The organism is Phreatobacter sp. GW821-FHT04C01 (assembly GCF_059420385.1).
Genome location: NZ_JBWKTP010000003.1, coordinates 244,829 through 271,563 on the forward strand (window position 1 = coordinate 244,829; position 26,735 = coordinate 271,563).

Annotated in this window: 25 protein-coding genes; 13 read left to right on the top strand and 12 right to left on the bottom strand. The window is 68.0% G+C overall.

What is annotated here, in order from left to right; translation table 11 throughout:
* Nucleotides 1-23 precede the first annotated feature (23 nt).
* The 7 genes from AC07WJ_RS12885 (at nt 24) to AC07WJ_RS12915 (ending at nt 8,279) form a co-directional block, all read left to right on the top strand.
* On the top strand, nt 24-1,277 hold the full coding sequence (locus tag AC07WJ_RS12885; RefSeq protein ID WP_494934993.1) for a sarcosine oxidase subunit beta family protein: 1,254 nt from the start codon (nt 24-26) through the stop codon (nt 1,275-1,277).
* Nucleotides 1,278-1,297: 20 nt separating this feature from the next.
* Nucleotides 1,298-1,600 (top strand): sarcosine oxidase subunit delta, encoded by a 303-nt coding sequence (locus AC07WJ_RS12890; RefSeq protein WP_494934994.1) that lies wholly within the window; start codon nt 1,298-1,300, stop codon nt 1,598-1,600.
* Entirely contained in the window at nt 1,597-4,602 is a 3,006-nt protein-coding gene (locus AC07WJ_RS12895) for a sarcosine oxidase subunit alpha (RefSeq protein ID WP_494934995.1), read from the top strand. The genes AC07WJ_RS12890 and AC07WJ_RS12895 overlap by 4 nt, the downstream gene beginning before the upstream one ends.
* The gene (locus AC07WJ_RS12900; protein ID WP_494934996.1) at nt 4,595-5,164 is read left to right on the top strand and encodes a sarcosine oxidase subunit gamma; all 570 of its coding nucleotides are present in this window, start codon (nt 4,595-4,597) and stop codon (nt 5,162-5,164) included. The genes AC07WJ_RS12895 and AC07WJ_RS12900 overlap by 8 nt, the downstream gene beginning before the upstream one ends.
* Before the next feature lie 30 nt (nt 5,165-5,194).
* On the top strand, nt 5,195-6,568 hold the full coding sequence (locus AC07WJ_RS12905; RefSeq protein WP_494934997.1) for an L-serine ammonia-lyase: 1,374 nt from the start codon (nt 5,195-5,197) through the stop codon (nt 6,566-6,568).
* A gap of 10 nt (nt 6,569-6,578) precedes the next feature.
* Nucleotides 6,579-7,865, top strand: coding sequence for a serine hydroxymethyltransferase (gene glyA, locus AC07WJ_RS12910; protein WP_494934998.1), 1,287 nt, complete (start codon nt 6,579-6,581; stop codon nt 7,863-7,865).
* A 66-nt stretch (nt 7,866-7,931) separates the two neighbouring features.
* Complete coding sequence (locus AC07WJ_RS12915; RefSeq protein ID WP_494934999.1) at nt 7,932-8,279, top strand: DUF488 domain-containing protein; 348 nt, start codon at nt 7,932-7,934, stop codon at nt 8,277-8,279.
* Nucleotides 8,280-8,332: 53 nt separating this feature from the next.
* On the opposite strand, the gene AC07WJ_RS12920 is transcribed toward AC07WJ_RS12915, so the two are convergent.
* Nucleotides 8,333-9,562: an MFS transporter gene (locus AC07WJ_RS12920; RefSeq protein ID WP_494935000.1), complete on the bottom strand. Its 1,230-nt coding sequence runs from the start codon at nt 9,560-9,562 to the stop codon at nt 8,333-8,335.
* Nucleotides 9,532-10,224, bottom strand: coding sequence for a GNAT family N-acetyltransferase (locus AC07WJ_RS12925; RefSeq protein ID WP_494935001.1), 693 nt, complete (start codon nt 10,222-10,224; stop codon nt 9,532-9,534). Before AC07WJ_RS12925 ends, AC07WJ_RS12920 begins: the two co-directional genes overlap by 31 nt.
* Nucleotides 10,225-10,324: 100 nt before the next feature.
* On the opposite strand from AC07WJ_RS12925, the gene AC07WJ_RS12930 reads away from it, so the two are divergent.
* A complete protein-coding gene (locus AC07WJ_RS12930; RefSeq protein ID WP_494935584.1) occupies nt 10,325-10,912 on the top strand; it encodes a bifunctional transcriptional activator/DNA repair enzyme AdaA in 588 nt (195 codons plus the stop codon).
* A gap of 50 nt (nt 10,913-10,962) precedes the next feature.
* Here AC07WJ_RS12930 and AC07WJ_RS12935 read toward each other — a convergent pair whose 3' ends face one another.
* The 8 genes from AC07WJ_RS12935 to AC07WJ_RS12970 form a co-directional block, all read right to left on the bottom strand.
* On the bottom strand, nt 10,963-11,661 hold the full coding sequence (locus AC07WJ_RS12935) for a GntR family transcriptional regulator (RefSeq protein ID WP_494935002.1): 699 nt from the start codon (nt 11,659-11,661) through the stop codon (nt 10,963-10,965).
* A gap of 135 nt (nt 11,662-11,796) precedes the next feature.
* A complete protein-coding gene (locus AC07WJ_RS12940) occupies nt 11,797-12,474 on the bottom strand; it encodes a cyclase family protein (protein ID WP_494935003.1) in 678 nt (225 codons plus the stop codon).
* Nucleotides 12,474-13,460 carry a TRAP transporter substrate-binding protein gene (locus tag AC07WJ_RS12945; RefSeq protein WP_494935004.1) on the bottom strand — a complete coding sequence of 329 codons (987 nt, stop codon included), beginning with the start codon at nt 13,458-13,460 and terminating at the stop codon, nt 12,474-12,476. Before AC07WJ_RS12945 ends, AC07WJ_RS12940 begins: the two co-directional genes overlap by 1 nt.
* A gap of 54 nt (nt 13,461-13,514) precedes the next feature.
* The gene (locus AC07WJ_RS12950) at nt 13,515-14,798 is read right to left on the bottom strand and encodes a TRAP transporter large permease subunit (protein ID WP_494935005.1); all 1,284 of its coding nucleotides are present in this window, start codon (nt 14,796-14,798) and stop codon (nt 13,515-13,517) included.
* Nucleotides 14,795-15,340: a TRAP transporter small permease gene (locus AC07WJ_RS12955; protein WP_494935006.1), complete on the bottom strand. Its 546-nt coding sequence runs from the start codon at nt 15,338-15,340 to the stop codon at nt 14,795-14,797. Before AC07WJ_RS12955 ends, AC07WJ_RS12950 begins: the two co-directional genes overlap by 4 nt.
* Nucleotides 15,341-15,397: 57 nt before the next feature.
* Entirely contained in the window at nt 15,398-16,420 is a 1,023-nt protein-coding gene (locus AC07WJ_RS12960; protein ID WP_494935007.1) for a TRAP transporter substrate-binding protein, read from the bottom strand.
* A 28-nt stretch (nt 16,421-16,448) separates the two neighbouring features.
* A complete protein-coding gene (locus tag AC07WJ_RS12965) occupies nt 16,449-17,432 on the bottom strand; it encodes an amidohydrolase family protein (protein ID WP_494935008.1) in 984 nt (327 codons plus the stop codon).
* A gap of 818 nt (nt 17,433-18,250) precedes the next feature.
* Nucleotides 18,251-18,877, bottom strand: coding sequence for an ankyrin repeat domain-containing protein (locus tag AC07WJ_RS12970; RefSeq protein ID WP_494935585.1), 627 nt, complete (start codon nt 18,875-18,877; stop codon nt 18,251-18,253).
* Between the two features lie 511 nt (nt 18,878-19,388).
* On the opposite strand from AC07WJ_RS12970, the gene AC07WJ_RS12975 reads away from it, so the two are divergent.
* From AC07WJ_RS12975 to AC07WJ_RS12995, 5 genes are all read left to right on the top strand, one after another.
* A complete protein-coding gene (locus AC07WJ_RS12975) occupies nt 19,389-21,095 on the top strand; it encodes a methyl-accepting chemotaxis protein (protein WP_494935009.1) in 1,707 nt (568 codons plus the stop codon).
* 174 nt (nt 21,096-21,269) lie between these two features.
* Nucleotides 21,270-22,184, top strand: a complete 915-nt coding sequence (locus tag AC07WJ_RS12980; protein WP_494935010.1) for a LysR family transcriptional regulator — start codon at nt 21,270-21,272, stop codon at nt 22,182-22,184.
* Between the two features lie 112 nt (nt 22,185-22,296).
* On the top strand, nt 22,297-23,142 hold the full coding sequence (locus AC07WJ_RS12985) for an NAD(P)-dependent oxidoreductase (protein WP_494935011.1): 846 nt from the start codon (nt 22,297-22,299) through the stop codon (nt 23,140-23,142).
* An 11-nt stretch (nt 23,143-23,153) separates the two neighbouring features.
* Complete coding sequence (locus AC07WJ_RS12990) at nt 23,154-24,032, top strand: amidohydrolase family protein (protein WP_494935012.1); 879 nt, start codon at nt 23,154-23,156, stop codon at nt 24,030-24,032.
* A gap of 67 nt (nt 24,033-24,099) precedes the next feature.
* Nucleotides 24,100-25,095 carry a Bug family tripartite tricarboxylate transporter substrate binding protein gene (locus tag AC07WJ_RS12995; RefSeq protein WP_494935013.1) on the top strand — a complete coding sequence of 332 codons (996 nt, stop codon included), beginning with the start codon at nt 24,100-24,102 and terminating at the stop codon, nt 25,093-25,095.
* A 193-nt stretch (nt 25,096-25,288) separates the two neighbouring features.
* On the opposite strand, the gene AC07WJ_RS13000 is transcribed toward AC07WJ_RS12995, so the two are convergent.
* Together AC07WJ_RS13000 and AC07WJ_RS13005 are read right to left on the bottom strand one after the other, a co-directional pair.
* Nucleotides 25,289-25,987, bottom strand: coding sequence for a 4-carboxy-4-hydroxy-2-oxoadipate aldolase/oxaloacetate decarboxylase (locus AC07WJ_RS13000; RefSeq protein ID WP_494935014.1), 699 nt, complete (start codon nt 25,985-25,987; stop codon nt 25,289-25,291).
* Nucleotides 25,984-26,706 carry a PIG-L deacetylase family protein gene (locus AC07WJ_RS13005; RefSeq protein ID WP_494935015.1) on the bottom strand — a complete coding sequence of 241 codons (723 nt, stop codon included), beginning with the start codon at nt 26,704-26,706 and terminating at the stop codon, nt 25,984-25,986. Before AC07WJ_RS13005 ends, AC07WJ_RS13000 begins: the two co-directional genes overlap by 4 nt.
* Nucleotides 26,707-26,735: the final 29 nt, after the last annotated feature.

Below are 26,735 nucleotides of genomic sequence, written 5' to 3' on the forward strand. Positions count from 1 at the left end.
CCATCCTCACCGGAGCCGCTCCGATGCAGAACTATTCGGCCCTTTCCCTGTTCCGCCGCGCGCTCGGCGGTCATGCCGGCTGGCAGCGGCAATGGCGCTCGCCCGAACCCAAGGCCGAATATGACGTGGTCATCGTCGGCGCCGGCGGCCATGGCCTGGCCTGCGCCTATTATCTCGCCAAGGAGCACGGCATCACCAATGTCGCGGTGGTCGAGCGCGGCTGGCTCGGCGGCGGCAATACCGGCCGCAACACCACGATCATCCGCTCCAATTACCTGTTCGACGAGAGCGCCGCGCTTTACGAACACGCGCTGAAACTGTGGGAAGGCCTGTCGCAGGACCTGAACTACAACGTCATGTATTCGCCGCGCGGCGTCCTGATGCTCGCCCACAACATTCACGACGTGCAGAGCTTCAAGCGCCATGTCCATGCCAACCGGCTGAACGGCATCGACAATGAGTGGCTGACGGCGGACGAATGCAAGGAATTCTGCCCGGCGCTCAATATCGGCCCGGGCATGCGCTATCCGATCCTCGGCGGCGCCTTGCAGCGGCGCGGCGGCACGGCGCGCCATGACGCGGTCGCCTGGGGTTATGCCCGCGCCGCCGATGCGCGCGGCGTCGACATCATCGAGAATTGCGAGGTCACCGGTATCCGGCGGGGCCACAGCGGCGCGGTCGAAGGCGTCGAGACCAGCCGCGGCTTCATCCGGACGAAGAAGATCGGCGTCTCCGCCGCCGGCCATACCAGCGTCGTCATGGACCAGGCCGGCGTGCGCCTGCCGCTGGAGAGCTATCCCTTGCAGGCCCTGGTCTCCGAACCGGTCAAGCCGGCCTTTCCCTGCGTGGTCATGTCCAACACCATCCACGCCTATATCTCGCAGTCGGACAAGGGCGAGATGGTGATCGGCGCCGGCACCGACGCCTATACCTCCTATTCGCAGCGCGGCGCGCTGCACATCACCACCCATACGCTCGACGCCATTTGCGAGCTCGTGCCGATGTTTCGCCGGCTGCGCATGCTGCGCAACTGGGGCGGTATCGTCGACGTCACGCCGGATCGCTCGCCGATTCTCGCCAAGACCCCGGTGCCGGGCCTCTATGTCAATTGCGGCTGGGGCACCGGCGGCTTCAAGGCGACGCCGGGCGCCGGCCATGTCTTCGCCTGGACCATCGCCAGGGACGAACCGCATCCGATCAATGCGCCCTTCACCATCGAGCGCTTCCGCGACGGGGTGCTGATCGACGAGGCGGCGGCCGCCGCCGTCGCCCACTGAGCGCGGGAGTTCGAGCGATCATGCTTCTCATCACCTGCCCCTATTGCGGCCAGCGCCCCGAGACCGAATTCGCCTATGGCGGCGAGGCCCATATCGCCCGGCCTCTCGACCCCATGAGCCTCGACGACGAGGCCTGGGCGGCCTTCCTCTACATGCGCGCCAATCCCAAGGGCGAGCATGCCGAACGCTGGCGCCATGCCCATGGCTGCGGCCGCTTCTTCAATGTGCTGCGCGACACCCAGAGCGACGCGATCGCCACCAGCTATCCGGCCGGCACGCCGCGGCCGAAGCCGGCTTCGACCCAAGAGGAGACGGGCCGATGAGCGCGCCGTTCCGCCTGCCCTCCGGCGGTCGCATCGACCGCAGCCGGCCAGTTCATTTCAATTTCGACGGCCGGACCTATCAGGGTTTCGCCGGCGATACGCTGGCTTCCGCGCTGATCGCCAACGGCGTTCACCTCATCGGTCGTTCCTTCAAATATCACCGGCCGCGCGGCATCGTGACGGCGGGCTCGGACGAACCCAATGCGCTGGTCGGCGTCGGCGCCGCCGAGACCCGCTACACGCCCAACCTGCGGGCCACCCAGGTCGAGATTCATGATGGCCTCGTCGCCGAAAGCCAGAACCGCTGGCCCTCGCTCGGCTTCGATCTCGGCGCAGCCAATGAACTGGTCTCGGCCTTCCTGCCGGCCGGCTTCTACTACAAGACCTTCATGTGGCCGCGCGCCGCCTGGAAAAAGCTCTACGAGCCGATCATCCGCCGCGCCGCGGGCCTCGGCCGGGCACCGACCAGGCCCGATGCCGACCGCTACACCCAGGTCCATGCCCATTGCGACGTGCTGGTGGTCGGCTCCGGCCCGGCCGGCCTTGCCGCCGCGCTCGCCGCCGCCCGGACCGGTGCCAAGGTGATCCTTTGCGACGAGCAGGCCGAACTCGGCGGCTCGCTGCTGGCGGAAACCACGGCGACCATTGATGGCCGCGCCGCCGCCCTCTGGCTCACCGAGACGCTGGCCGACCTTGCCGGCCGGGACAACGTCACGCTGATGCCGCGCACCACCGCCTTCGGCTGGTACCCGCATAATTTCCTCGGCCTCTCCGAGCGCGTCACCGATCATCTCGCGAGCGCCGACCCGAAACTGCCGCGCGAGCGGCTCTGGCAGGTGCGCGCAAGCGAAGTGGTGCTGGCGACCGGCGCCATCGAGCGGCCTTTGGCTTTCCCGGACAATGACCGGCCGGGTGTGATGATGGCGGAAGCCGCCCGCACCTACGTCAATCGCTACGGCGTCAGGCCGGGCGATCGGGCGGTGGTGTTCACCGCCTGCGACAGCGCCTATCGCGCCGCCCTCGACCTGAAGGCCGCCGGCGTCGTCATTGCCGCCATTGCCGATCTCAGGCCGGCGCCCGCGGGCCCCTGGGTCGAGCGTGCCAGGGCCGCCGGCATCGACGTGCGGCCCGCCTCCGTGATCACCGGCACCAACGGGCGCCTGCGCGTCGCTTCCGTGACCCTGGCCCGGCTCGGCGCCGCCGGCCGGCTCGGCGCGGCCGAGACCCTTGCCTGCGACCTCGTGCTGATGTCCGGCGGGTTCACGCCGAGCGTCCACCTGTTCTCGCAGTCGCGCGGCAAGCTCGTTTATGACGAGGCGCTGCAAGCCTACCTTCCGGGGGCTTCAGCCGAACGCGAGCGATCGGCCGGCGCCTGCCGCGGCCTCACCGATCTCGGCCAGGTGCTGGCCGATGGTCTCGCCGGTGGCGCCGCAGCGGCCGCGGCCGCGGGTTTCGAAGCCGGCGGTGTCGGCTCCTTCACGGTCGAGGCCGAGAGCGTCGGCAGCGATGGTTTCATCGGCGCGACGCCGCATGGCCGCGATCCCCTCAAGACCCGTGCCTGGATCGATTTCCAGAACGACGTGACCGAAAAGGATGTGAGGCTGGCGACCCGCGAGGGCTTCCGTTCGATCGAGCACGTCAAGCGCTACACCACGACGGGCATGGCGACCGACCAGGGCAAGACCTCCAACATGAACGCGCTCGGCGTCGTGGCCGAGGCGCTGAAGCTGCCGGTGCCGAAGATCGGCCTGACCACTTTCCGTCCCCCCTATACCCCGACCACGTTCGGCATCTTCGCCGGGCAGTCGCGCGGCGAATTGTTCGATCCGGTGCGGCGCACGGCGATCCACGGCTGGGCCGAGGCCGCCGGCGCGGCCTTCGAGGATGTCAGCCAGTGGAAGCGGGCGCACTATTTCCCGCGGGCCGGCGAGGACATGCACCGGGCAGTGGCGCGCGAATGCCTGGCGGTGCGCCGCGCGGTCGGCATTTTTGATGCCTCGACGCTCGGCAAGATCGAGATCGTCGGCCGCGACGCCGCCGAATTCATGAATCGCATGTACACCAATGCCTGGACCAAGCTGGAGCCCGGCCGGCTGCGCTACGGTGTGATGCTGCGCGAGGACGGCTTCGTGATGGATGACGGCGTGGTCGGTCGCATGGCGCCGGACCGCTTCCACGTCACCACCACGACCGGCGGGGCGGCCCGCGTGCTGGCCATGATGGAGGATTATCTCCAGACCGAATGGCCCGATCTCGACGTCTGGCTGACCTCGACCACCGAACAATGGGCTGTGATCGCCGTGCAGGGGCCGAATGCCCGCAAGGTGCTGGAGCCGCTGGTCGAGGGCATCGACCTTTCGCGCGAGGCCATGCCGCATATGAGCGTGCGCGAGGGCCGGATCTGCGGCGTGCCGACCCGGCTGTTCCGGGTCTCCTTCACCGGCGAGCTCGGCTTCGAGGTCAATGTGCCCATGGGCCATGGCCGTGCCGTCTGGGAGGCCATCGTCGCCGAGGGCAAAGCCCACGGCATCACGCCCTACGGCACCGAGACCATGCATGTGCTGCGCGCCGAGAAGGGTTTCATCATTGTCGGCCAGGAGACCGACGGCACGGTGACGCCCGACGATGCCGGCCTCGGCTGGGCGATCGGCAAGGCCAAGAAGGATTTTGTCGGCAAGCGCTCGCTCGCCCGTCCCGCCATGCTCAGGGACGACCGCAAGCAGCTGGTCGGCCTGCTCACCGTCGATCCGAAGACCGTGCTGGAGGAGGGCGCGCAGATCGTCGCCGATCCCGCCCAGCCGATCCCGATGACCATGATCGGCCACGTCACCTCGTCCTATTGGAGCGCGGCGCTCGACCGGTCCATCGCGCTGGCGCTGGTGCGTGGCGGTCGGGCCCGCATCGGCCAGCGTCTGTCGGTGCCCATGCCGGACGGGCCGATCACCGTCGAGGTGGTCGAGCCGGTGTTCTACGACGCCAAGGGAGAACGGCTCGATGCTTGACCAATCCAAGCTGCGCGCCGGCGCGCTCGACCATCTGGCTCCGCGCGCCCGCGCCATTCCGGCGGCCGAGCTCGGCGTGCTGCCCGATGCCGCCAAGCTGGTGTTCCGCGGCCGCCCGGCGGCGCTCGCCGCGGCGGAGCGGGCCTTCGGCCTCGACCTGCCGCGCGAGGCCTGCCGGTTCAACGCCAAGGGCGGCCGCACGGCCTTCTGGCTCGGCCCGGACGAATGGCTGCTGCAGGCGACGGGCGAGGATCCGGCTGTGCTGTTCGAAAGCTTCGGCCAGGCGCTATCGGGCGAATCTCATTCGCTGGTCGATGTCAGCCATCGCTCCGACGCCTTCGCCTTGTCCGGTCCGAAAAGCGCCTATGTGCTCAACCATGGCTGCCCGCTCGACCTCTCGGTCGCCACCTTCCCGGTCGGCATGTGCACGCGCACGCTGATCGGCAAGGCGACGGTCATCCTGTCGCGGCCGGCACCTGATAGGTTCCATATCGATGTCTGGCGGTCCTTCGCACCCTATGTCTGGCAATTGCTGGACGAGGCGCGCGGCGAACTCGCCTGACGGCTTTTTCTCCGGACAGCGGGCGGCACGATGATCGGCGTCTTCGAGTTGTTCAAGATCGGCATCGGCCCGTCATCCTCGCACACGGTCGGGCCGATGAAGGCGGCCGCCGCCTTCGCGGCGTCCGTCGCGGGCGCCGGCCTGCTGCCGCGTGTCACACGCGTTCGCGCCGACCTGTTCGGCTCACTCGCCTGGACCGGCAAGGGCCACGGCACCGACAAGGCGGTCATCCTGGGGCTGGCGGGCGAGGCGCCCGACACCATCGATCCCGATGCCGCCGACGGCATCGCGGCGGGCGTTCGCGACCGGCATGAGCTGCGCTTCGCCGGCCGCCGGGCGATCCGCTTCGATGCCGCCGACGACATCGTCTTCGACGGCGTCAGCGCCACGCCGTCTCATCCCAACACGCTCGCCTTCACCGTACTGGACGACGCGGGCGTGGTGCTGGCGAGCGAACGCTGGTGCTCGGTCGGCGGTGGCTTCGTCCTGCGCGAGGAGGCGATCGGCGAGCCCCAGGTCGAAACCGGCGGGCCGGTTCCCTATCCCTTCCGGTCCGGCCGCGACCTGCTGGCCATGGGCGCCGCCGCCGGCCTGACGATCGCCGACATGGTCATGGCCAATGAGCTGAGCCGGCGTCCGGCGACGGATGTCGAGGCCCATCTCGACCGGGTCGCCAGCGTCATGATGGCCTGTATCGATCGCGGCATGGTCACCGAGGGCGAATTGCCCGGCGGCCTGCATGTCCGCCGCCGGGCGCCGGCGCTGAAACGCAAGCTCGATGCCGCCGCCGGTTCCAATACGCGCGCGCCGCACGAGGTGATGGACTGGCTCAGTCTCTATGCCATTGCCGTCAACGAGGAGAATGCCGCCGGCAGCCGGGTCGTCACCGCGCCGACCAATGGTGCGGCCGGCATCGTGCCGGCGGCGCTGCGCTATTACCGCGACCATTGCCGGGGCGCCGATGCCGAGGGTATCCGGCGCTTCCTCCTGACCGCTTCGGCGATCGGCGCGCTGTTCAAGATGAACGCCTCGATTTCGGGTGCCGAGGTCGGCTGCCAGGGCGAGGTGGGCGTCGCCTGCTCCATGGCCGCGGCCGGCCTGGCGGCGGTGCTCGGCGGCACGAACGAGCAGATCGAGAACGCCGCCGAGATCGGCATGGAGCACCATCTCGGCATGACCTGCGATCCGATCGGCGGCCTGGTCCAGGTGCCCTGTATCGAGCGCAACGCCTTCGGCACGGTCAATGCCATCAATGCCGCGTCCCTCGCCCTGCAGGGCGACGGCACCCATGTCGTCTCGCTCGACAAGGTCATCGCCACCATGCGCGAGACCGGCCGCGACATGCAGTCGAAATACAAGGAGACCTCGCTCGGAGGTCTCGCCGTCAATCTCGCCGAATGCTGAAGGGACCGCCATGACCAGGATCGAGCTCAAGAGCTTCTTCAGCGCCGACATTGCCGAGGCCGATCCCGCCATCGCCGAGGCCATCGCCAACGAGCTCGGCCGCCAGCGCGACGAGATCGAGCTGATCGCCTCGGAGAACATCGTCTCCCATGCCGTCCTGCAGGCGCAGGGCTCGGTGCTGACCAACAAATACGCCGAGGGCTATCCGGGCCGCCGCTATTACGGCGGCTGCCAGTTCGTCGACGTCGCCGAGGAGATCGCCATCGCGCGGGCCAAGGACCTGTTCGGCTGCGGTTTCGCCAATGTTCAGCCGAATTCCGGCAGCCAGGCCAACCAGGCGGTGTTCATGGCGCTGATGCAGCCGGGCGACACCTTCATGGGGTTGGATCTGGCCGCCGGTGGCCATCTCACCCACGGCGCCAAGCCCAACATGTCCGGCAAATGGTTCAATGTCGTCAGCTATGGCGTCAGGCTCGAGGACCAGCTGGTCGACATGGAGATGGTCGAGCGGCTCGCCCATGAGCACAGGCCCAAGGTGATCGTCGCCGGCGGCTCGGCCTATTCGCGTTTCTGGGATTTCGCCGGTTTCCGCCGCGTCGCCGACGCGGTCGGTGCCACGCTGTTCGTCGACATGGCCCATTTCGCCGGGCTGGTCGCCGGCGGCGCCCATCCCTCGCCCTTCCCGCATGCCCATGTGGTCACCTCGACCACCCACAAGACCCTGCGCGGGCCGCGCGGCGGCCTGATCCTGACCAATGACGAGGCGCTGGCGAAGAGGCTCAATTCGGCGATCTTCCCGGGGCTCCAGGGCGGCCCGCTGATGCATGTCATCGCCGCCAAGGCGGTCGCCTTCGGCGAGGCGCTGACGCCGGCCTTCCGCCGTTACGCCGCCGATGTCGTCGACAATGCCCGGGTCCTCGCGGAGACGCTGATGGAGGCCGGCTACGCCATCGTGTCCGGCGGCACCGACAACCACCTCATGCTGGTCGACCTGCGCTCCAAGGGCCTGAACGGCAAGGTCGCCGAGGCGGCGCTCGGCCGCGCCCATATCACCTGCAACAAGAACGGCATCCCCTTCGACCCGGAAAAGCCGACGGTGACCTCGGGCATTCGCCTGGGCAGCGCGGCGGCCACCTCGCGTGGCTTCGGCAAGCCGGAATTCGCCACCATTGGCCGGCTGATCGCCGAGGTGCTGGACGCGGTGGCGATCTCCAATGACGGCACGGCATCGGGCGCGGAGGCGGCCGTCAAGGCCAAGGTGGCGGAGCTGACCCGGGCTTTCCCGATCTACGGGTGAGCCCTGTTGCCACGCGCCCATCCCGGCTGTTGGATGAGTATCGCGAAGGCTTGAAGGACCGCCGCGATGCAGATTTCCGTACGCCGTGTCTACGATCCCGCTCAGCCGTCCGACGGCCGGCGCATCCTGGTCGACCGGGTCTGGCCGCGTGGACTGTCCAAGGACAAGGTGGCGCTCGACACATGGATGCGCGACGTCGCGCCCTCGACCGCGTTGCGGCAGTGGTTCGACCACAGGCCGGAGCGCTGGGAGATGTTCAGGCAACGCTACCGGGCGGAGCTGGCACTGCTGCCGGCCGTGCTGGAGCCACTGCGCGACCTCGCCGCGAAAGAACATGTCACGCTTTTGTTCGGCGCCCGGGACACGGTGCATAATCAGGCCGTGGCTTTGAAGGATATCCTGGAAAATCCGTGATGGCCGATTGCGCCGCCGCCAATCGGTCTGTCCGGTTCTCGGCGAAGGCCGGCTCAGCGCCGTCTCATCAGCACGATCGCCGCCGCGACGACCTGGGCGCCGGCAGCCAATGCAAAAGGCAAGGCATAGCTGTCGGATGCGTCTCTCAATGCGCCGAACATGACCGGCGCCAGGGCAAACACGGCCTGGTTGATCGCCGTCACGAGCGCGACGACGGTTCCGACATCGGCGCGCGCAAACTCCTTCTGCGCGATGAGGGGCGGCAGCGAGATGAGATTGCCGACACCGAGACCAAAAAGCACGCATCCGAGCATCAGCGGGGCAAGGCCCGTGCCGAAGCTGATGAGCAGCGTGCCCATGGCCTGAACCAGGAAATTGGCGGCGGATGCGATCCGCCGATCGCGCTCGCCGATACACCAGCCGAGCAAGGTGCGGCCGAAAACGGCGCTGACCGTGGCCAGGCTGACGGCGGCCGCGGCACCGCCCGCGCCGAGTTCGGGGGCGAGGCGTGCGACCAGATGGGCGAAAAGTCCGATCTGCGCGAACAGGCCCAGGGCGAAGGCGGTCGAGAGGCTCGCGAATCGGTGGTCCCGGAGCAATGCTGCCCGTGGCAGCTTGGGGTGCTGTTCCGGCGCGACAGCGGCGGCACTCCGACCGTCCGGCTGCAAGCCGAGATCCGCCGGGCCGGCCTTGAGAAAGCGTGCCGCGAGCGGCCAGACGATCGCGACCATCGTGATCCCGACGGCCAGGGCCGCGGCCGGCAGGCCCAGATGCGTGATGAGCGCGACCCAGAGCGGCGTGAAGACGACGCCGCCGATGCTCGCGCCGTTGAAGGCGAGGCTGAGCGCCTTCGGCCGATCATGGTCGAACCAGCGGGCAACCATGGCGTTGATGGCCGCTCCGCTGGTCAGGGCCCATCCGGCGCCGGACAGAAGGGTTGCCGGAACGAGCTGCCATGGTGCCGCGGCGCTCGCCCAGGCACATAAGCCCAGCGCCGACAGCACGGCGCCGGCCATGGTCGCCTGCGCGATGCCGAATCGGCGATGCAGCTCGGGCAGAAAGGCGACGATCGCCGCACTCAGCAGGAAGTGCGTGGTGATCGCTGCCGAGATGATCGAGATCGGCCAGCCGCGCGTCATATGCAGCGTCAGCAGGAACACCGATGGGCCGTAGAAGCCGATGCCCCAGGCGAACACGGCGACGATGAAGGCGACCCAGACGACCGACCAGCCGGGAAAGCGCTGCGCCGCCGTCATGCCGGTTGCGCCATCGGCTTGCGCCACAGGATCCAGATCGTGCGGCGGACCGCGAAGCCGAGGCGTTGATAGAGCAGGACGGCCGCCTTGTTCTCCGGGCGAACGTGGAGGAAGGGCACCTCGCCGCGATCCCGGGCGGCCTGCATCAACAGGGCGGTCAGATGGGCGGCAAGGCTCCGGCCCCGTGCGTCCGGATGGGTGCAGATGGCGCTGAGCTCGACGAAGCCGGGGACGCGCATGCGTTCGCCGGCCATGGCGATGAGCCGGTTGCCCTCGCGGATCCCGAGATAGGTGCCGAACCGAGGGGTCAGGGCGCCAAAGGGGCCGGGCTTCGCGATCGCGGCAAGCTCCATCATCTGGCCGATGTCCGCGGCCGTCAGGCAAACAGGGGTGAGCTCGCCGGACCGGCCGGGCGAGATGTCCCGGGCCACCATTTGAAGCATGGGGAACGCATCGATCGCGACCCAGCCTTCCGGCGGCGGCTCGTCAAAAAGCCGGAAAAGCCGCGCTTCCGTATCCATGGGCAGGCCGACGGCAAGGTCCGCATAGGCCGCCGGCGTCGCCGCCGCGATCGCGGAAAACGGCGCCATGTCGCGCGGAAAGTGACGGGCAAGGCCCGAGCCGACGGCGAAGGTGGCGTTCGGGCCGGTCAAGGCATGCCAAACAGGATTGTCGAGGATCTGGCTCATGGCATTATCCTTCGCCCTGACGGGTGCCTGCGATAGCATCGGCACATCACCTTGGCTCGCCGGATTCGGACTCCGTCGCCTGACCGTCTTCGAGGTATCGATGCTTGATCCCGAGGAGTGCGAGCGTGCCCGTATCGGCCGGGACGGGCGCTACGATGGGCGCTTCTTCACCGGCGTGCGGACGACGCGGATCTACTGCCGGCCGGTTTGCCCGGTGCGCCCGGCCCGGTCCGGGAATGTCACGTTCTACCCGTCCGCGGCCGCGGCGGAGGCGGCCGGATTTCGCCCGTGCCTGCGCTGCCGCCCCGAGGCGGCTCCCTTCTCACCGGCCTGGAAAGGCTCGCGGACAACGGTCGAGCGTGCGCTGCGGCTGATCGATGGCGGCGCGCTCGACGACGACGGCGTCGCCGCGCTCGCCGCGCGGCTCGGCATCGGCAGCCGGCATCTCAGCCGCCTGTTCGAGAAGCACCTGGGCGCGAGCCCGGTCCAGGTCGCGCGGACGACACGCGTGCAGCGGGCCAAGCGGCTGCTCGACGAGACGGATCTGGCCATGGCGGAGATCGCGATGCGATCCGGTTTCGGCAGCCTGCGCCGCTTCAACGCGGTATTCGCCGAGGTCTACAAGCGCGCGCCGACCGAAATCCGCAGGAGCCGTCGCAGTGATGTGGCCTTGGTGCCGCACCCCTGACGCCGGCCGGTGCGAGAAGGCCGGGCTCGTGGCCTCCCATGCCGCATGGCTCAGGCCTGGATGGCGTCGCGCACGCGGACCAGCGTCTGGTCGAGATGCACCCCGATGATGCGGGCCAGCGCCTCGCCGTCGCGCGCCTTCAAGGCGACGATCATCGCCTCGTGCTCGGCCACCGCTCCGGCCCATTTCGGCGGCTCGCCATTGCCGATGAAGCGCATCCGCTTGATGCGCGACTGCAGCATGGCATGGGTTTCGGCCAGAACCGGATTGCCCGAGGCCCGGGCGATGGCCGCGTGGATGGCCTGGTTCAGCTTGAAATAGTCCAGCCGGTTGCGGGCCCGGTAGAGCACCATCATCTGGTCATGCAGGTCGGCGATGGCGGCGATCGTCGTGTCGTCGGCGCGCGCGCAGGCAAGCCGCCCGCCCAGTTGCTCGATCTCCTTCAGCACTTCGAGGATCGCGATGAGATCCTGTTCGGTCAGGCGGCGGACCACCGCGCCCTTGGCCGGCACGATCTCGACCAGTCCCTCGCTCGCCAGGGTCTTGATCGCCTCGCGCAACGGCGTGCGCGAGACGCCGAGCATGGCGCCGACGAGGCCCTCGTTGATCCGCGCGCCGGGGGCCAGCCGCCCTTCGATGATCATGTCGCGCAGGTGATTGAGCACCTCGTCATGCAGCGTCCGGCGCGTAATGCGCGGCACATCCGCGAAACTGCCGTCGCCCGGCCCCTGGTCCGCTTGCTCGCTCACGATGCCTCGTTCTCCAGGGCACGGCAGGTCTTGGGCCGGCAGGTCTTGGGCCGGCAAGTCATGGGCCGGCAAGTCATGGGCCGGCCGGGAATGGCGCCGCGGCGAATCGCGTGGCGATACCCCCCGGCGCGATGCTCAGTCATTAACGGTCAGCCCGTCGATTGCATAGATGCGAGCCGGCGAACCATCGGCATCCGGAATCTTCAGCGGCGCGGCGCAGAGGAAGGTGCGCGGGCCCGGAAGCGCCGCGGTATTGACCAGATATTCGATCAGCGTGATGCCGGCCCTGAGGCAGACATCGTGGGTGACATGCTCGCTGAACGGCACGTGCTTGTTATCGAGCAGGAGCCGGATCGGGTAATCCTGCGGGAAGTCGAAGGCGAGCGCCGTCGGCTTGCGCGCGGCGAGCCATTCGGCGGCCGCCCGGGTCAGATAGGGGGCGTCGAGCCAGAAATCCCGTGTCTTGTAGTCGCGCTGGCGGTCCCAGCCGGTCGACAGGAGCAGGATCTCGCCCTCCGGTCCGCCCGGATCGGCCGCGGCGAGCCTGATGTCGTCGATCGCCTCGCCCGGCCTGACGTCGCGCAGGTCGAGCACCCGGCAGGGGCCGACCACCCGCTCCAGCGGCGTCGCCTCGATAGTCGGGCTGTCGGCGATGACATGGGCCTGGGCATCGACATGCGAGAAGCCGTGGCAGGTCGTATGCAAGCGGCTGACGCGGAACTGGTCGCCCGCGCCGATATCGCCTTTCACCAGCAGCTCCGTCGGCCAACGGAAATGCTGCTCGATGGGCATGCTGAGATCGATGATGCGCATCAGGCCACCTTCACGATGGCGTCGATCAGCTCGCTGCCGAACTTGGTCACGAACTCCTTGCGCACTTCCGCCGCGACCACCGCCGAGAACGAGGCGCGGTCGGGCGTCTCCACCGCCTGCATGCCCTCTTTCTTGAGTTCGGCGAGACTGGTGGCTTCGCTGCCTTCGTTCATCTCGCGCTGGATCACCGCGCATTCGGCCGCGGTTTCGACCAGCATGGCACGGGTCGCCGGCGCCATCGCCTCGAACTTGGTCTTGTTCATCACCAACGGACCGCTGGTGAAGGCGTGGCGGGTCAGCGAGATATGCTTTTGCACCTCGTTGAACTTGGCGTTGAGGATGAGCGTCACCGGGTTTTCCTGGCCGTCGACCGCGCCGGTTTCGAGCGCCGAGAACAATTCGGTGAAGGCCATCGGCGTCGGTACCGCGCCGAGCAGCTGGAAGGCGCGGATATGGGCCGGGTTCGGCGTGGTGCGGATCTTCAGGCCCCGGATATCGGCGGCCGTCTGCACCGGCCGCCGGCTGTTGGTCAGGTTGCGCCAGCCGACCTCCCAGGTCGCCAGCGCCTTCAGGTTGGAGCCTTCGAGCTCGCGCCGGAGTCCGTCGCCGATCGGGCCGTCGAGCACCGCTGCGACATGTTTGCGCGTGTCGAACAGGAAGGGCAGGTCGAGCACGTTCAGCTTCTGCGCCAGCCCGGTGAAGAAGGGATTGCCGGTCAGGCAGAGGTCGAGCGTGCCGCCGCGCACCGAGCTGATCATGGCGGGATCGGAGCCGAGCGCGCCATTGGCGAAGACCTGCACCTCCAGCGCGCCCTGGCTCTTCGCCTTGACCCGCTCGGCGAAGACCAGTGCCGCCTTGTGCCAGGAATCCACTTCCGGGTGCGGATGGCCGAAACGCAGGCGCGTCGCCTGCGCGCGGGCCGGCCGGCCGATGGCGAAGAGGGCGACACCGGTGCCGGCGAGCGCCGTGCGGCGGGTGATCATCATGCTGTCCTCCGGTCGTTGGGTTGGATTGCGTGGTGGCGATGGCGGCGTGCGCCGTCAGCGCCCGTAGAAGAATTTGGCGGGAACGGTGACCAGTTCCGGGATGGCGACCAGCAAGGCGAGCACGATGAGCTGGGCGATCAGGAACGGCATGACGCCCTTCACCACCCGGTCCATCGACACGCCGCCGACCGCGCAGACGACGTTGAGCACGGTGCCGACCGGCGGGGTCAGCAGGCCGATGGCGTTGTTGATGATGAACAGGACGCCGAAATAGATCGGGTCGATGCCGGCCTGCTTGACGATCGGCATCAGCACCGGCGTCAGGATCAGCACGGTCGGGATGAAGTCGAGCGCCGTGCCGACCACCACCACCAGCAGCATCATGGCGATCAGCACCAGCGTCTTGTTCTGGATCAGCGGCCCGAGCAGGTTGGCGACCTCGCCGGGAATGTCGGCAATGGTGATGAGCCAGGCCGAGACCAGCGCCGCCGCGACCAGGAACATCACCGAGCTCGAGGTCAGGATCGCCGACAGGAAGGCCGGACGCAGGTCCTCCCATTTGATCTCGCGATAGATGAACATGCCGACGAACAGGGCATAGACGGCGGCGACCACGGCGGCTTCGGTCGGCGTGAAGGCGCCGATCTTCATGCCGCCGATGATCACCACGGGCAGGCCGAGCGCCCAGACCCCGTCGATCACCGCCTTGGCGACCTCCTTCAGGCTGGCGCGTTTCGCCCGCGCCACCGGTTCGTCGCGCGCGACGATGTACCAGGTGATGATCAGGGCTACGCCCATGAGGATTCCGGGCACGATGCCGGCGAGGAACAGCCGGGTGATCGACAGGCCGGCGGCGACGCCGAACACGACGAAGCCGATGGAGGGCGGAATGACCGGGGCGATGATGCCGCCGGCGGCGATCAGGCCGCAGCAGCGGTCGAGCCGGTAGCCGGCCTGACGCATCATCGGGATCAGGATGGCGGCGAGTGCCGCGGTATCGGCCACCGCCGAGCCGGAAATGCTGGCCATGACCACCGCGGCGAGCACGGCGACATAGCCGAGGCCGCCGCGGACATGGCCGATCAGGCTGAGGGCGACCTGAATGATGCGGCGCGACAGGCCGCCGGCATTCATCAGCTCGCCGGCCAGCATGAAGAAGGGCACCGCCATCAGCGGGAAGCTGTCGGCGCCGTTGACCAGGTTCTGCGCCAGGATCTGCGCGTCGAATGTGTCGAGATGGACCATCAGCGCCGCGCCGCAGACCAGCAGCGCGATGGCGATCGGCATGCCCAGCGCCATGGCGCCGAGCAGCGAGAACAGGAAGACGACGACGGTCATTTGCGGTTCTTCTCCGCCTGGCTCGCCTCGAAGGCGGCGAGTTCTTCCGATTCAGCGCCGATCATCAGCTGGTTCTCGGCGATCTCGCCCCTCAGCAGGCGGCCGATGGTGAGGATGTTCAAGGCGCCGATGCCGATGCCGCAGACAAGGCCCGCCGCATAGGTCACCGCCAGCGGCAGGCCGGTGACCGGGGCGATGTTGTCGAGATTGATCAGCGTCTGCTTCCAGCAGCCGATGACGACAAGCGCCATGCAGAACAGAGACAGCACCTCGGCGGCGAGCCGGCACCACCAGCGGCCGCGCGTGCCGAACATGGCGACCACCGAATTCATGCCGAGATGACCGCCTTCGCGGGCGACCAGGAAGGCGCCGCCGAAGGTCAGCCAGACGAAGATCATCCGCGAGGCTTCTTCCGAAACGGTGATGCCGGAATTGAAGCCGTAGCGCAGCACGACATTGCCGAAGACCATGACGATCATGACGACGAAGCCGAAGATCAGCAGGTTCTCGACGCTGCGTATGAGCAGCCTCTGGATATCCATGGCGGGTCCCTCCCTGGTCGGCCGGCGGAGCGGGGCCCCGCCGGCGGTGCTCGCGCTTTACTGGCCGGCGGCCCGGGCCTTGGCGATCGCCTCGAAGAAGGCGGTCACCAGCGGCTGGCCGAGCAGGGCGGAATATTTGTCGATGACGGGCTTCAGGCGCTCGCGCATGCGGGCGCGCTCCTCGGGGCTGAGGTCGTTGACCTGCATGCCGGCCGCGATCAGCTGGGCGCGCAATTCGCCGTTCAGCGTCCGGCTCTGCTGGCGCTCGTAGAGGGTCGCCTCGCGGGCCGCCTCCTGCACCGCCTGCCGGTCGGCCTCGCTCAGCTTGTCCCAGAAGGTCTTGCCGGCGAGCAGGACCAGCGCGTCATAGGCATGGCCGGTGGTCGAGAGATAGCGCTGCACGTCGTAGAATTTCTGGGCGAAGACCACGGTGAACGGGTTTTCCTGGCCGTCGACGGCGCGGGTTTCCAGCGCGCTGAACAGTTCGGTGACCGCCAGCGGCACGGCGTTCGAGCCCATGCCGTTGAACATGTCGATATAGAGATTGTTCTGCATGGTGCGGATCTTGATGCCCTGCAGGTCCTCCACCGTGCGGATCGGCCGCCGGCTATTGGTCACGTTGCGAAAGCCGTTTTCCCAGAAGGCCAGGCCGATCAGGTTCTTTTCCGGCAGCTTGGCGAGCAGCGCCTGGCCGAACGGCCCGTCGAACACCGCATCCGCCTCGCGTTCGCTGGTGAATGAGAAGGGCAGGCCGACCACGCCGAAATCGCGCACGATATTGGCGATGGTGGCGGTCGAGGGCACGGTGAATTCGAGCGAGCCGCCCTGCAGCGCCGAGGTCATCTGGACGTCGGAACCGAGCGCGCCGTTGGAATAGACCGAGACGGCGATGCGGCCGCCGGTCCTGGCGGCGACCAGCTCGGCGAATTTGCGCGCGCCGAGCGTCTGCGGATGGGCGTCGGGCAGGCTGGTGCCGAGCCGGGCGCGGATCTGCTGGGCCGCCGCCGGCACGGCGAGGCCGACACTCAGGCCGAGCGCCAGCGCCGCTCCGGCCAGCTTGAAGAGCCTGTGAAATGCCATGGTGTCCTCCTCCCCGTGGGTGGCGCCGTCAGAGCCGGTACCAGTTCGTTGCGTTGTCGTGGAAAAGCGCCAGGCGGGTCGCCGGCGCCTGATCGGCGGTCGCCGCCTTGAACACGTCGAAAATGGTCGTGAACGACGCGCAGAGGCTGTCGACCGGATAATTGCTGGCAAAGGCCAGGCGGTCGGCGCCGAAAGCCGCCAGCGTGCCGGCAATGACCGGCGTCTGCAGCGCCAGGGTCCAGGCTTCGCCGGGCACGCCGATGCCGGAAACCTTCATCACCACGTTCGGCTGGCGCGCCAGGAGATCGAGCGCCGCGCGCCAGGCTTTCAGGCCCTCGGCGCTGCGATCGGCCGGCAGGCCGGCATGGTTGACGATGATCAGGGTCGCGGGAAAGTCGCGGGCGAGTTCGGCGGCCTCGGCGAAATGCCACCAGGGGGCCTGCAGCTCGAAATGCAGGCCTGCTGCGGCGAGCCGGGCATAACCGTCGCGCCAGCGCGGGCAGCGCATCGATCCCGGCGCCGCGAAGCCGTCGTGATGATCCGCCCGTGTCGTCGCCTTCGGCTTGTGGCGCACGCTGCGCACCAGCGGCAGCCCGGCATAGGCGCCAAGCACCGCGCCGACATCGTCGCGGTCGAGCCAGATCTGCGCGGCGATGGCATTCGGCCGGCCGGCGCCGGCCGCGAGCCCCGAGGCCCAGCGTGCCTCGCCCACCGGATCGGCCGGGTTCCACTCGCCTTCCATCAGCACGGTCTTGACGATCAGATGCGAGGCCGCCGCCCGCTGGTAATCGGCAGGCATGAAGTCGCGGCAGATCGCGGAATAGTCGCCATAGCGGAACGACGCGAGCCGCGCGCCCTTGAGCCAGGGATGGTCGTTCGCCGCGAGATCGAAGAAATGATGATGGGCGTCGACAACAGGCAGGTCGGCATTCTTGCCCGTGGCGAGAAACCGCGCGCGCTGGCCGTCGATCGACGCGACCTCCATGGCCGTCACCGCGCGGCCGACCGGCATGCCAGGGCCGGTGCGCGGCAAGGCCTGCGGCCGGGCTGCGAGCCAGCGCGAACAAGGGGTGCCGTCAGGCCCGCCATCACCGTCTCCCTGTCATTTCCTGGTCATGCTTCTTCGGTTCGCCGAGGCGTTGCCGCGAGCACTTCATGTTCCTGAACACTGTATACTGCACATAGAGTGCAGGCTGTCAAAGCGCGGCTGGTATCGGACGACCGCAGGGCTGCGGTCGAGGTAAATGGCGCGAAGGCCGGAGCGAATCGATTGAAATGCGCTGGCTATTGGTGAGCGGCGAAAGGCCGATGTTCACCGCCCCGGCCGGGCTGGACGGCACCCCCGGCCACACGGCCCGGCGTTGGCGCACGTCTTTCAGATGAGTCTGAATGGGCGCTCTTTGAGATGTCGCGCCGGAACCACCCCTCCTTACCTCTCCCCGGCGGGGAGAGGTCGGCCGCATAGCGAGTGCGAACGCATCTCGCGTTCGCTCGATGCTATGAGGTCGGGAGAGGGGGAGTTGCAGTTTCAGAACAAGGCTTTACGCGTTTCGCATGGTGACATCTCGTCTCGTGCCTCGCCCCCTCTCCCGACCTTTCGCTACGCTCAAGGTCGACCTCTCCCCGCCGGGAAGAGGTGAGGGTGCGTGGTTCCGACGCGAACCTCGAAGGACGGCAAACCGTCGCGCAAAGCGCTAAGAGGACGAATATTTCTGAGATGTGTGCGAACGCCAGGCCAAGCGGCCGAGGGTCTGATGTTCGGGGTATCTCGTCACCATCGGCGGCAGCCACACCACCGAAACTCAGGGGCTGCCCGCAACACGGCTCTGCTCAGCGCCCGCCCTTCGCCTCCAGCAATTGCACTATCTCGCGATAGCCCCTTTGCCGGGCGTGCCGGAGCGGCGTGACGCTGTCCTTGTCGGCGAGATTGGGATTGGCGCCGGCCTCGAGCAGCAGCTTGACGATCGCGACATGGCGCGGGCCGCCGTCCGACAGGATGATCGCCTCGAGCAGGCCGGTCCAGCCGAGGCGGTTGACGTGGTCGACGGCGACGCCGGCGCGGATCAGCTCGGCGACGGTTTCGACATGGCCGCGTTCGCAGGCCGGGATCAGCGCCGTGCCGCCGAACCGATTGGTGCTTTTCAGGTCCGCGCCATGGGCGAGCGTCAGCTTCAGGATCTCCAGGTGGCCGCGGGCTCCCGCATAGAGATAAGCGCTGTCGCGGATGCCGTCCTTGGCATTGACGTCGGCGCCGGCGGTGATCAGCAGCCTGGCCGCGGCGACATGATTGCCATGGGTGGCGATCAGTACGGCGGGCGCATCGTTGAGGCCGCGGGCATTGGGATTGGCGCCCTCGCCGAGCAGCCGCCCGATCGCCGCGGCGTCGCCGGCCTGGGCCGCCGCGACGAGTTGGCGGTCGAGCGCGGCACTGGCGGCTCGGCCCGATCCTTTGGACATGGCGAGCGCTCCAAGCGTGATGAGGCCGGTCAGCAGCCGGCTTCTGGTCAGGATCATCGGCGGTTCCCGCAGGTTTCTCGACAGCTAGCCTTCGCGTGTGACCGTGACAAGCCCGTCATGAAACGTCGTGCGCGGCGCCCGATGATCCGTGATCGTGCGGCCATGACAAGTCTTCAGGTACCGTGGTGCCGACGAAGCGTGGCGCTGCCCTAACGTCGCCCCGGCTCGGCGCGTGCAATGAATGTGGCGGGACTGTGTCACACTCGTTCAATTGCTCACATTCGCCGCCAGCAACACCTGTATCGCGGCTGCTTCTATTGGCAACGGCTGCCTGAGAATTGGTAAGTATTTCAAATAGTACAAAGAGTGTTCGGGGTGGAGTGATGCGGCCTATTCCACGCCTTCACTTGGCGTTAACGATCTTCTTGTTAGCGCAGTGAGTAACGACTCGCGTCCCGGCATTCGTCGATTGCATCGCGCGAGCATCGGCCGAGCTGCTGGAGTTTCCCTCATGTCGTTCCTCGCGCGTTTTCGCGTTCTGACCAAAGTCCTTTCGATCGTCGGCTTCCTGTCTCTGATCGCCTGCGTGGTGGCCGGCCTCGGCATCGTTTCGCTGAAGTCGCTGAGCGATGCGACCGACGCCATGGAGGCCGCCTCCGGCGGCGCGCTCGGCGCGACCCGCCTCGGCTCCATCGTGCTGTCGCTCAACCGCGCCGAGTTCCAGCTGGCCGGCGATCCCCGGCCCGAGGTGATCCAGTCCATTCGCAAGCCGATCGACGAGGACATCGCCCGCTTCCGCCAGCGGCTCGTCGAGACCCGCCGCGGCCTGGACGCGGAAGACATGGCGGCGCTGCGCGAGATCGAGCAGACCTTCGAGGCCTATCAGAAGGAATTGCGCGGCACTTTCGTCGCCGCGGAAGCGGTGCGCAATTTCCAGGCTTCCGAGGAATTGCAGCGCCTGCAGCGTGAGGCTCTGTCGAGCCAGGCGGTGGCCGAGAAGCTGCGGCTGGCGGTCCGGGCGCTGGGCGACAAGCTCGACCAGCGCGTCGCGACGGTGTCGCGCGCCGCGACCGCCGAATATCAGCGCTCCTCCATGGTGCTGACCGCCATTGCCGGGTTCGGCATCGCGCTTGGCCTGGTCTTCGGCTTCCTGGTCGGCCAGTTCGGCATCGCCCGGCCGATCCGCTCGATCGTCGCGATCCTGCAGCGCCTGGCCGGCGGCGACTACACCACCGCGGTGACCGGCGCCGAGCGGCGCGACGAGGTCGGCGAAGTCGCCAAGGCGGCGCTGGTGTTCAAGGATAACGGCCTCGACAAGATCCGCCTGGAGCAGGAACAGGAGCGCATCAAGGCGCAGAGCGAAGCCGACAAGCGCGTCGCCATGGCCGAACTGGCCGATGGCTTCGAGAAGGCGGTGGGCGGCATCGTCAACGCGGTGTCGTCGGCGGCGACCGAGCTGCAGGCCGCGGCCCAGACCATGACCGCCTCGGCGGAAGAAACCTCGGCCCAGTCGCTGGCGGTGGCGAGCGCCTCCGAGGAGGCCTCCACCAATGTCCAGACGGTGGCGACCGCGGCCGAGGAACTGTCGATTTCGGTGCAGGAGATCAGCCGCCAGGTCAGCGAATCCGCGACCATCGCCACCCAGGCCGCCGGTGATGCCGACGGCACGGCCGAGAAGATGCGCCGGCTGTCGGTGGCGGCCCAGAAGATCGGCGACATTGTCGGCCTGATCAGCAATATCGCTGGCCAGACCAATCTCCTGGCGCTCAATGCCACGATCGAGGCGGCGCGCGCCGGCGAGGCCGGCAAGGGCTTCGCGGTGGTCGCCTCCGAGGTCAAGGCGCTGGCCGACCAGACCGCCAAGGCGACCGCCGAGATCAGCACCCAGGTTGCCGATATCCAGGCTTCGACCACGGAATCGGAAGCCGCCATCCAGGGCATTACCGGGGTGATCAGGCGGATCAACGATACCGCCAGCTCGATCGCCGCCGCGGTCGAGGAGCAGGGCGCGGCCACCCAGGAAATCGCCCGCAACGTCGCCCAGGCCTCGGCCGGCACGTCGGAGGTCTCGGCCAATATCGCCGGCGTGACCCAGGCCGCGGCCGAATCCAGCGCCGCCTCCAGCCAGGTCCTGGCTTCGGCCTCCGACCTGTCGCGCCAGTCGGAAATGCTGCGTGGTGAACTGCACAAGTTCCTGGAGAATGTCCGCGCCGCCTGACGCCGGACAAGGCGAAGGCGGAGCCGTCGTGGCTTCGCCTCCGCCGCCGGAAACGATGCCGGCTCGCGGTGCTATATGAGGCGTGGCGCATTTCCAGCGGCATCAATTCATTCTATGCACCTGTCTAAGGCCGGCGCGGCGTGACGCCGGCCGGTCGCGGCAGGAGCCTTGTCCATGCGTATCGACTTCCTGGGGCTCGAGGCCTTCGTCGCGATCGCCGAGCGTGGCAGTTTCAACCGCGCGGCGGCCCATCTGAACCTGTCGCAGACGGCGCTCAGCCATCGCATGAAGAAGCTCGAGGACGATCTCGGGGTTCGTCTGCTCACCCGCACCACCCGCCAGGTGACGCTGACCCCGGCCGGCCTGGAACTGCTGCCCAAGGCGCAGGGCGTGATGGCCGAGCTGACCTCGTCCTTCGTGGCGCTGCGCGATCGCGGCCGGGAGCGGCTGGAGCGCATCGCCATCGGCTGCCTGCCGACCATTGCGGTCGCCTATTTGCCCACGGTGCTGGCGGCGTTCAAGCAGGCCCATCCGCAGGTCGGCGTGCGCGTCTATGACAATTCCGCCACCGAGATCGCCGAACATGTCCAGGCCGGCCGCGCCGAATTCGGCCTGACCATTGTCGCCGCCAATCGCTGGGACCTGGAGATCCGGCCGCTGCTGAAGGAACCCTTCATGCTGGTCTGCCCCGAGGGTCATGCGCTGGCGCGCGAGCCGGCGGTCAACTGGTCGGCGCTCGAAGGCGTGCCGCTGGTGCGCATCGCGCCGCAGACCGGCAACCGCGTGCTGATCGACGACGCCCTCGGCTCGCGCCGGGAAAATCTCGACTGGCGCTACGAGGTCCAGCATGTGGCGACCGCGGTCAGCATGGTCAGGGCCGGCATCGGCCTGACCATCGTGCCACGCCTCGCCTTCGGCGCGGTCGACCCGGCCGGCGTCGTCGCGCTGTCGCTGCGCAATCCCGGCGTTACCCGCACCCTCGGCATCGTTTCCAAACACGGCATTCCGCCGTCGCCGCCGGCGGCGACCTTGCTCGAACTGATCGTCGCCCATTTGCGCGAAGGGGCGAAAGGCGACGCCGATAGCTGAGCCGGTTGGGAGAGTCATATCAAAACTCTCATTTGATTCATGGGTCGGCTTTCGCTTCTGTGTCGTCCGTTGACGTTCACGCTGGGCGGCCCCTGCGGGCCGGCGGGGATCCATGACCAACACCTTGTCTTTGGCGCTGATCGGCTTCGGCGAGGTCGGCCAGACCTTTTCCCGGCAATGGCTGGCGCGCGGCGATGTCAGCGTCACGGCCTATGACATCCTGTTCGACGATCCCGCCAGGGCCGAGGCCCATCGGGCGCTGGCCGGCGGCCTGGGGGTGACGCCGGCGGCTTCCGCCGCGCGCGCCATCGCCGGCGCGGATATCGTCGTCTCGGCGGTGACCGCCTCGGCCGTGCTCGACGTCGCCGGCACGGCCGCCCCCTTCCTGAAGGCCGGACAGGTCTTTTTCGACGTCAATTCGGCCTCGCCCACCACCAAGCGGCAGGCTGCCGAACGGGTTCAGGCCGCCGGTGCTTCTTATGTCGAGGGTGCGGTAATGGCGCCGGTCGGGCCTTATGGCATTCGTGTGCCGATTCTCGCCGGCGGACCGGAGGCCGCGCGCGTCGCGGTCATGCTCAACGCCATCGGCATGGATGTCACCGCGGTCGCCGTCGAGCACGGCCGCGCCTCGGCCATGAAGCTCTGCCGGTCGATCATGATCAAGGGCATCGAGGCGCTGATCGTCGAGAGCGCCGCCTCGGCCAAGGCCTGGAATGTCGAGGCCGAAGTCTTCGGCAGCCTCGCCGAGACCTTCCCGTCGATCGACTGGCCGGCGCTCGCCGCCAACATGGCCGAGCGCGTGGAAAAACACGGCGTCAGGCGCGCCGCCGAAATGCGCGAGGCCGCCGAGATGGTTGCCGATCTCGGCATCGATCCGGGGCTTTGCCGCGCCGTCGCGGATGCTCAAGAGCGCGGAGCGCGTCTTGCGAGAGACCGGCGTGGCGCCAAACCGAAATGAGCGGACACCCGATGAGCCAACCCGAACCGACCATTCTGGCGCCCGATCCCGACACGAGGACGCCGGCCTTCACGCTGCCGCCGCTGACCTGCGACAGCCATTGCCACATCTTCGGGCCGCATGCGCGTTACCCCTATGCGCCCGGCCGCTCCTATACGCCGCATGACGCGCCGCTTTCGGCCTTCCGCGCGCTGCACAGCAAGCTCGGCGTCGAGCGCGCCGTCATCGTCAACGCCACCTGCCATGGCCGCGACAACAGCGTGGTGACCGATGCCATCGCCGAGAGCGGCGGGCGCTATCTCGGCGTCGCCAATATCGACGAAAGCTTTACCGACCGGGAGCTCGAACGGCTGACCGAGCAGGGCATTCGCGGCTGCCGCTTCACCTTCGTCCGCCGGCTCGGCGCCGTTCCGGATCTCGCCGCCTTCCAGCGCATCGTCCAGCGCATCAAGCCGCTCGGCTGGCATGTCGACCTCTATTTCGAGGCCCAGGACGTGCCGGATTTCGTGCCCATGCTGCGGGCGCTGCCGCTCACCTACGTCATCGACCACATGGGCGGGGTGAGGGCCGGCGCGATCCACGACGCCGCGTCCTTCGCGGCGCTGGTGGACCTGCTGCGCGCCGACGAGAAGTGCTGGATGAAGGTGACCGGGCCGGAGCGCATCAGCGCCGCCGGTCCGCCCTTCCACGACGTCGTGCCCTTCGCCCGGGCGCTGATCGCGGCGGCGCCCGAGCGCGTGCTCTGGGGCACCGACTGGCCGCATCCCAACGTCAAGCTGATGCCGAACGACGGCGATCTCGTCGACATCGTGCCCCATTACACCGCCGATCCGGCGCTGCAGCAGGCGCTGTTCGTCGACAATCCCGCGCGGCTCTACCGTTTCGCCTGACACCTGCGAAGCCGGTGGCGCCGCCGCTCCTGTTTTTTGCCCCCGGAACCGGGCTGGAGAAGAGATGATGGATCACCTCACGACCCGCCGGCAGGTGCTGGCTGGCCTCGGCGCCGCGGCCGCCCTGCCGCTCGCCGCGCCCGCCCTGGCCCAGGCCGGCTTTCCAAACCGGCCGATCCGCATCTTCGTGCCCTTCGCGGCCGGCGGCATTGCCGACATCACCACCCGCATCGTCGGCGAAAAGCTGACCGGCCTGATCGGCCAGCAGCTCACCATCATGAACCAGCCGGGGCCCGGTGGCATGTCGGCGGCGCGCCAGGTGCTGACCTCGGATGCCGACGGCTATACGCTGGCGCTGCTGACCAACGGCACGGCGGTGAGTGCTGCGCTCTACACCAACCTGCAATTCGACCCGGTCAATGATTTCGTGCCGGTCTCGACGCTCGGCCTGTTCGATTTCGTCTTCGCCACCAGCGCCACGGCGCCGCGCCAGACGCTGAAGGAGATGCTCGACTACGGCAAGGCCAATCCGGGCAAGCTCAATGTCGGCACCATTCTCTACGGCTCGACCCAGCATCTCTCGGCCGCGCTGTTCAAGTCGGCGACCGGCATCGACTTCGCCCATGTGCCTTATCGGGCCACGCCGGACCTGACCAATGGCGCGATCCGCGGCGATGTCGATATCGCCATCGACAGTTTTGCCTCGCTCGGCGGCAGCATTTCCGGCAAGCAGCTGAAGCCGCTGGCGGTCTCCGGCGCCAAGCGTTCGGCCTCGCTGCCCGACGTGCCCACCGTGGCCGAGGCCGGCGTCGCCGACTATGACGTGACCTCGTGGAACGCGGTCTTCGCGCCGAAGGGCACGCCGGCCGAGATCGTGACGCTGCTCAACCAGCGCCTGCGCGAAGCGGTGAACGACGCGGGCGTCAAGGCGCGTTTCCAGGAACTCGGCATCGAGGCCGCCGCGAGCACGCCGGAAGAACTCGGTGCCAAGCTCAAGGGTGACATCGCCAAATGGACCGCCGTCATCGACAAGGCCGGCCTGCAGCGCCAGTCGTTCCGTTGAGGGGCCAATAACCCTCTCCCAGAGGGAGAGGGTGGCGCCGTCAGGCGCCGGGTGAGGGGCGTGAGGTCTCCGAACTGAAGCCGACGCTCGTCGCGCATAGCGCCCTATCTGGAGAGGGACGACCCCTCACCCGGCAGCTGACGCTGCCACCCTCTCCCTTTGGGAGAGGGTTGTTTCGCGAGCAGCCCCCTCTTCACCCCTCCAGCTCATCCAGGCTGTCGACATAACGCAGGCCCGCCTTGGCCAGCGGCTCGCGCATCTTGTAGAGGTCGAGGCCGAGTTCGCCGGAGGCCAGTCGCCGCCGCTTGTCCTCTTCATTGGCGAGCCTCGCATCGGCGGCATCCGCCACTTTGCCGGCTATCTTGTGCGGTACGATCACCACGCCGTCGTCGTCGGCGACGATCACGTCACCGGGATGGACGTTGGCCCCCGCGCAGACAACAGGCACGTTCACCGAGCCGATGGTCGCCTTCACCGTGCCCTTGGCCGAGACGGCGCGCGACCAGGCGGGAAAACCCATTTCCTGCAAGGTCGCGACATCGCGCACGCCGGCATCGATGACGAGGCCGACGACGCCGCGGGCCTTCAGCGAGGTCGCCAGCAGATCGCCGAACATGCCGTCGGTCGAATCGGTGGTCATGCCCACCACCAGCACGTCGCCCGGCCGGCACTGCTCGACGGCGACATGGATCATCCAGTTGTCGCCGGGCTGGCCGAGCACGGTGACCGCGCTGCCGGCGATCGCCGCGCCCGGCCAGACCGGCCGCATATAAGGCTTCATCAGGCCGAGCCGGCCCATGGCCTCGTGCACGGTGGAGACGCCGGCCTTGGCCAAGCGCTCGGTGACGGTGCGCTCGATGCGTGGAATGTTGCGAACGACGACGCCGATCATGCCAGGACCTCCAGGGCTTCGGGGAACAGCCGCTGATAGGCCTCGCCATAGGTCATCGGCTTGCCGCTGTTGCGGCCGCCCTGGACGCCGCGGTTGAGCGCCACGCGGGTATAGTATTCCCACAGGTGCTTCTGCGCGGCGAGGATCTCGAAGGCCTGGCGCTTCAGCTCCCAGACCTCGTCGATATTGAGGATCAGGTTCGGCTTGTAATTGCACTGCTCGGGCTGGTGCGGCTCGAACAGGAACACCGGCGGCGCGGCATAGACCCTGTCCGGATCCGGCTTGTGGCCGGCCGACTGCGCGACGATGCGCGCCTCCTGGGCGAGATGGGCGGCCACCGGATGATCGAAATTATAGGGGTCCTCCAGGGCGTGGGTCAGCACGAAGGACGGCTTCTCCTCGCGATAGATATCGATCAGCCGGTCGAGAATGGCTTCCGTGGGCTTGAGCGGATAGTCGCCGGCGTCGAAGAACTCGATCTCGGCGCCGAGCAAGGCGGCGGCGGCTTCGGCCTCGGCGCGCCGGCCGGCCTTGACCTCCTCCATGCTGATGCCGGCCTTCTTCCAGGCCCATTGGCTCTCCCCGCGCTCGCCATAGCTGAGGCAGGCGATCTTCATCCGGTAGCCCTTACGGGCATGCAGCGCGATGGCGCCGCCGGCGCGCCAGACGAAATCGCCGGGATGGGCGGTGACGACGAGACCGCTCTTCTGCGTGGACATGGGTGAAACCTCGTGGACGAAGGGAAGGC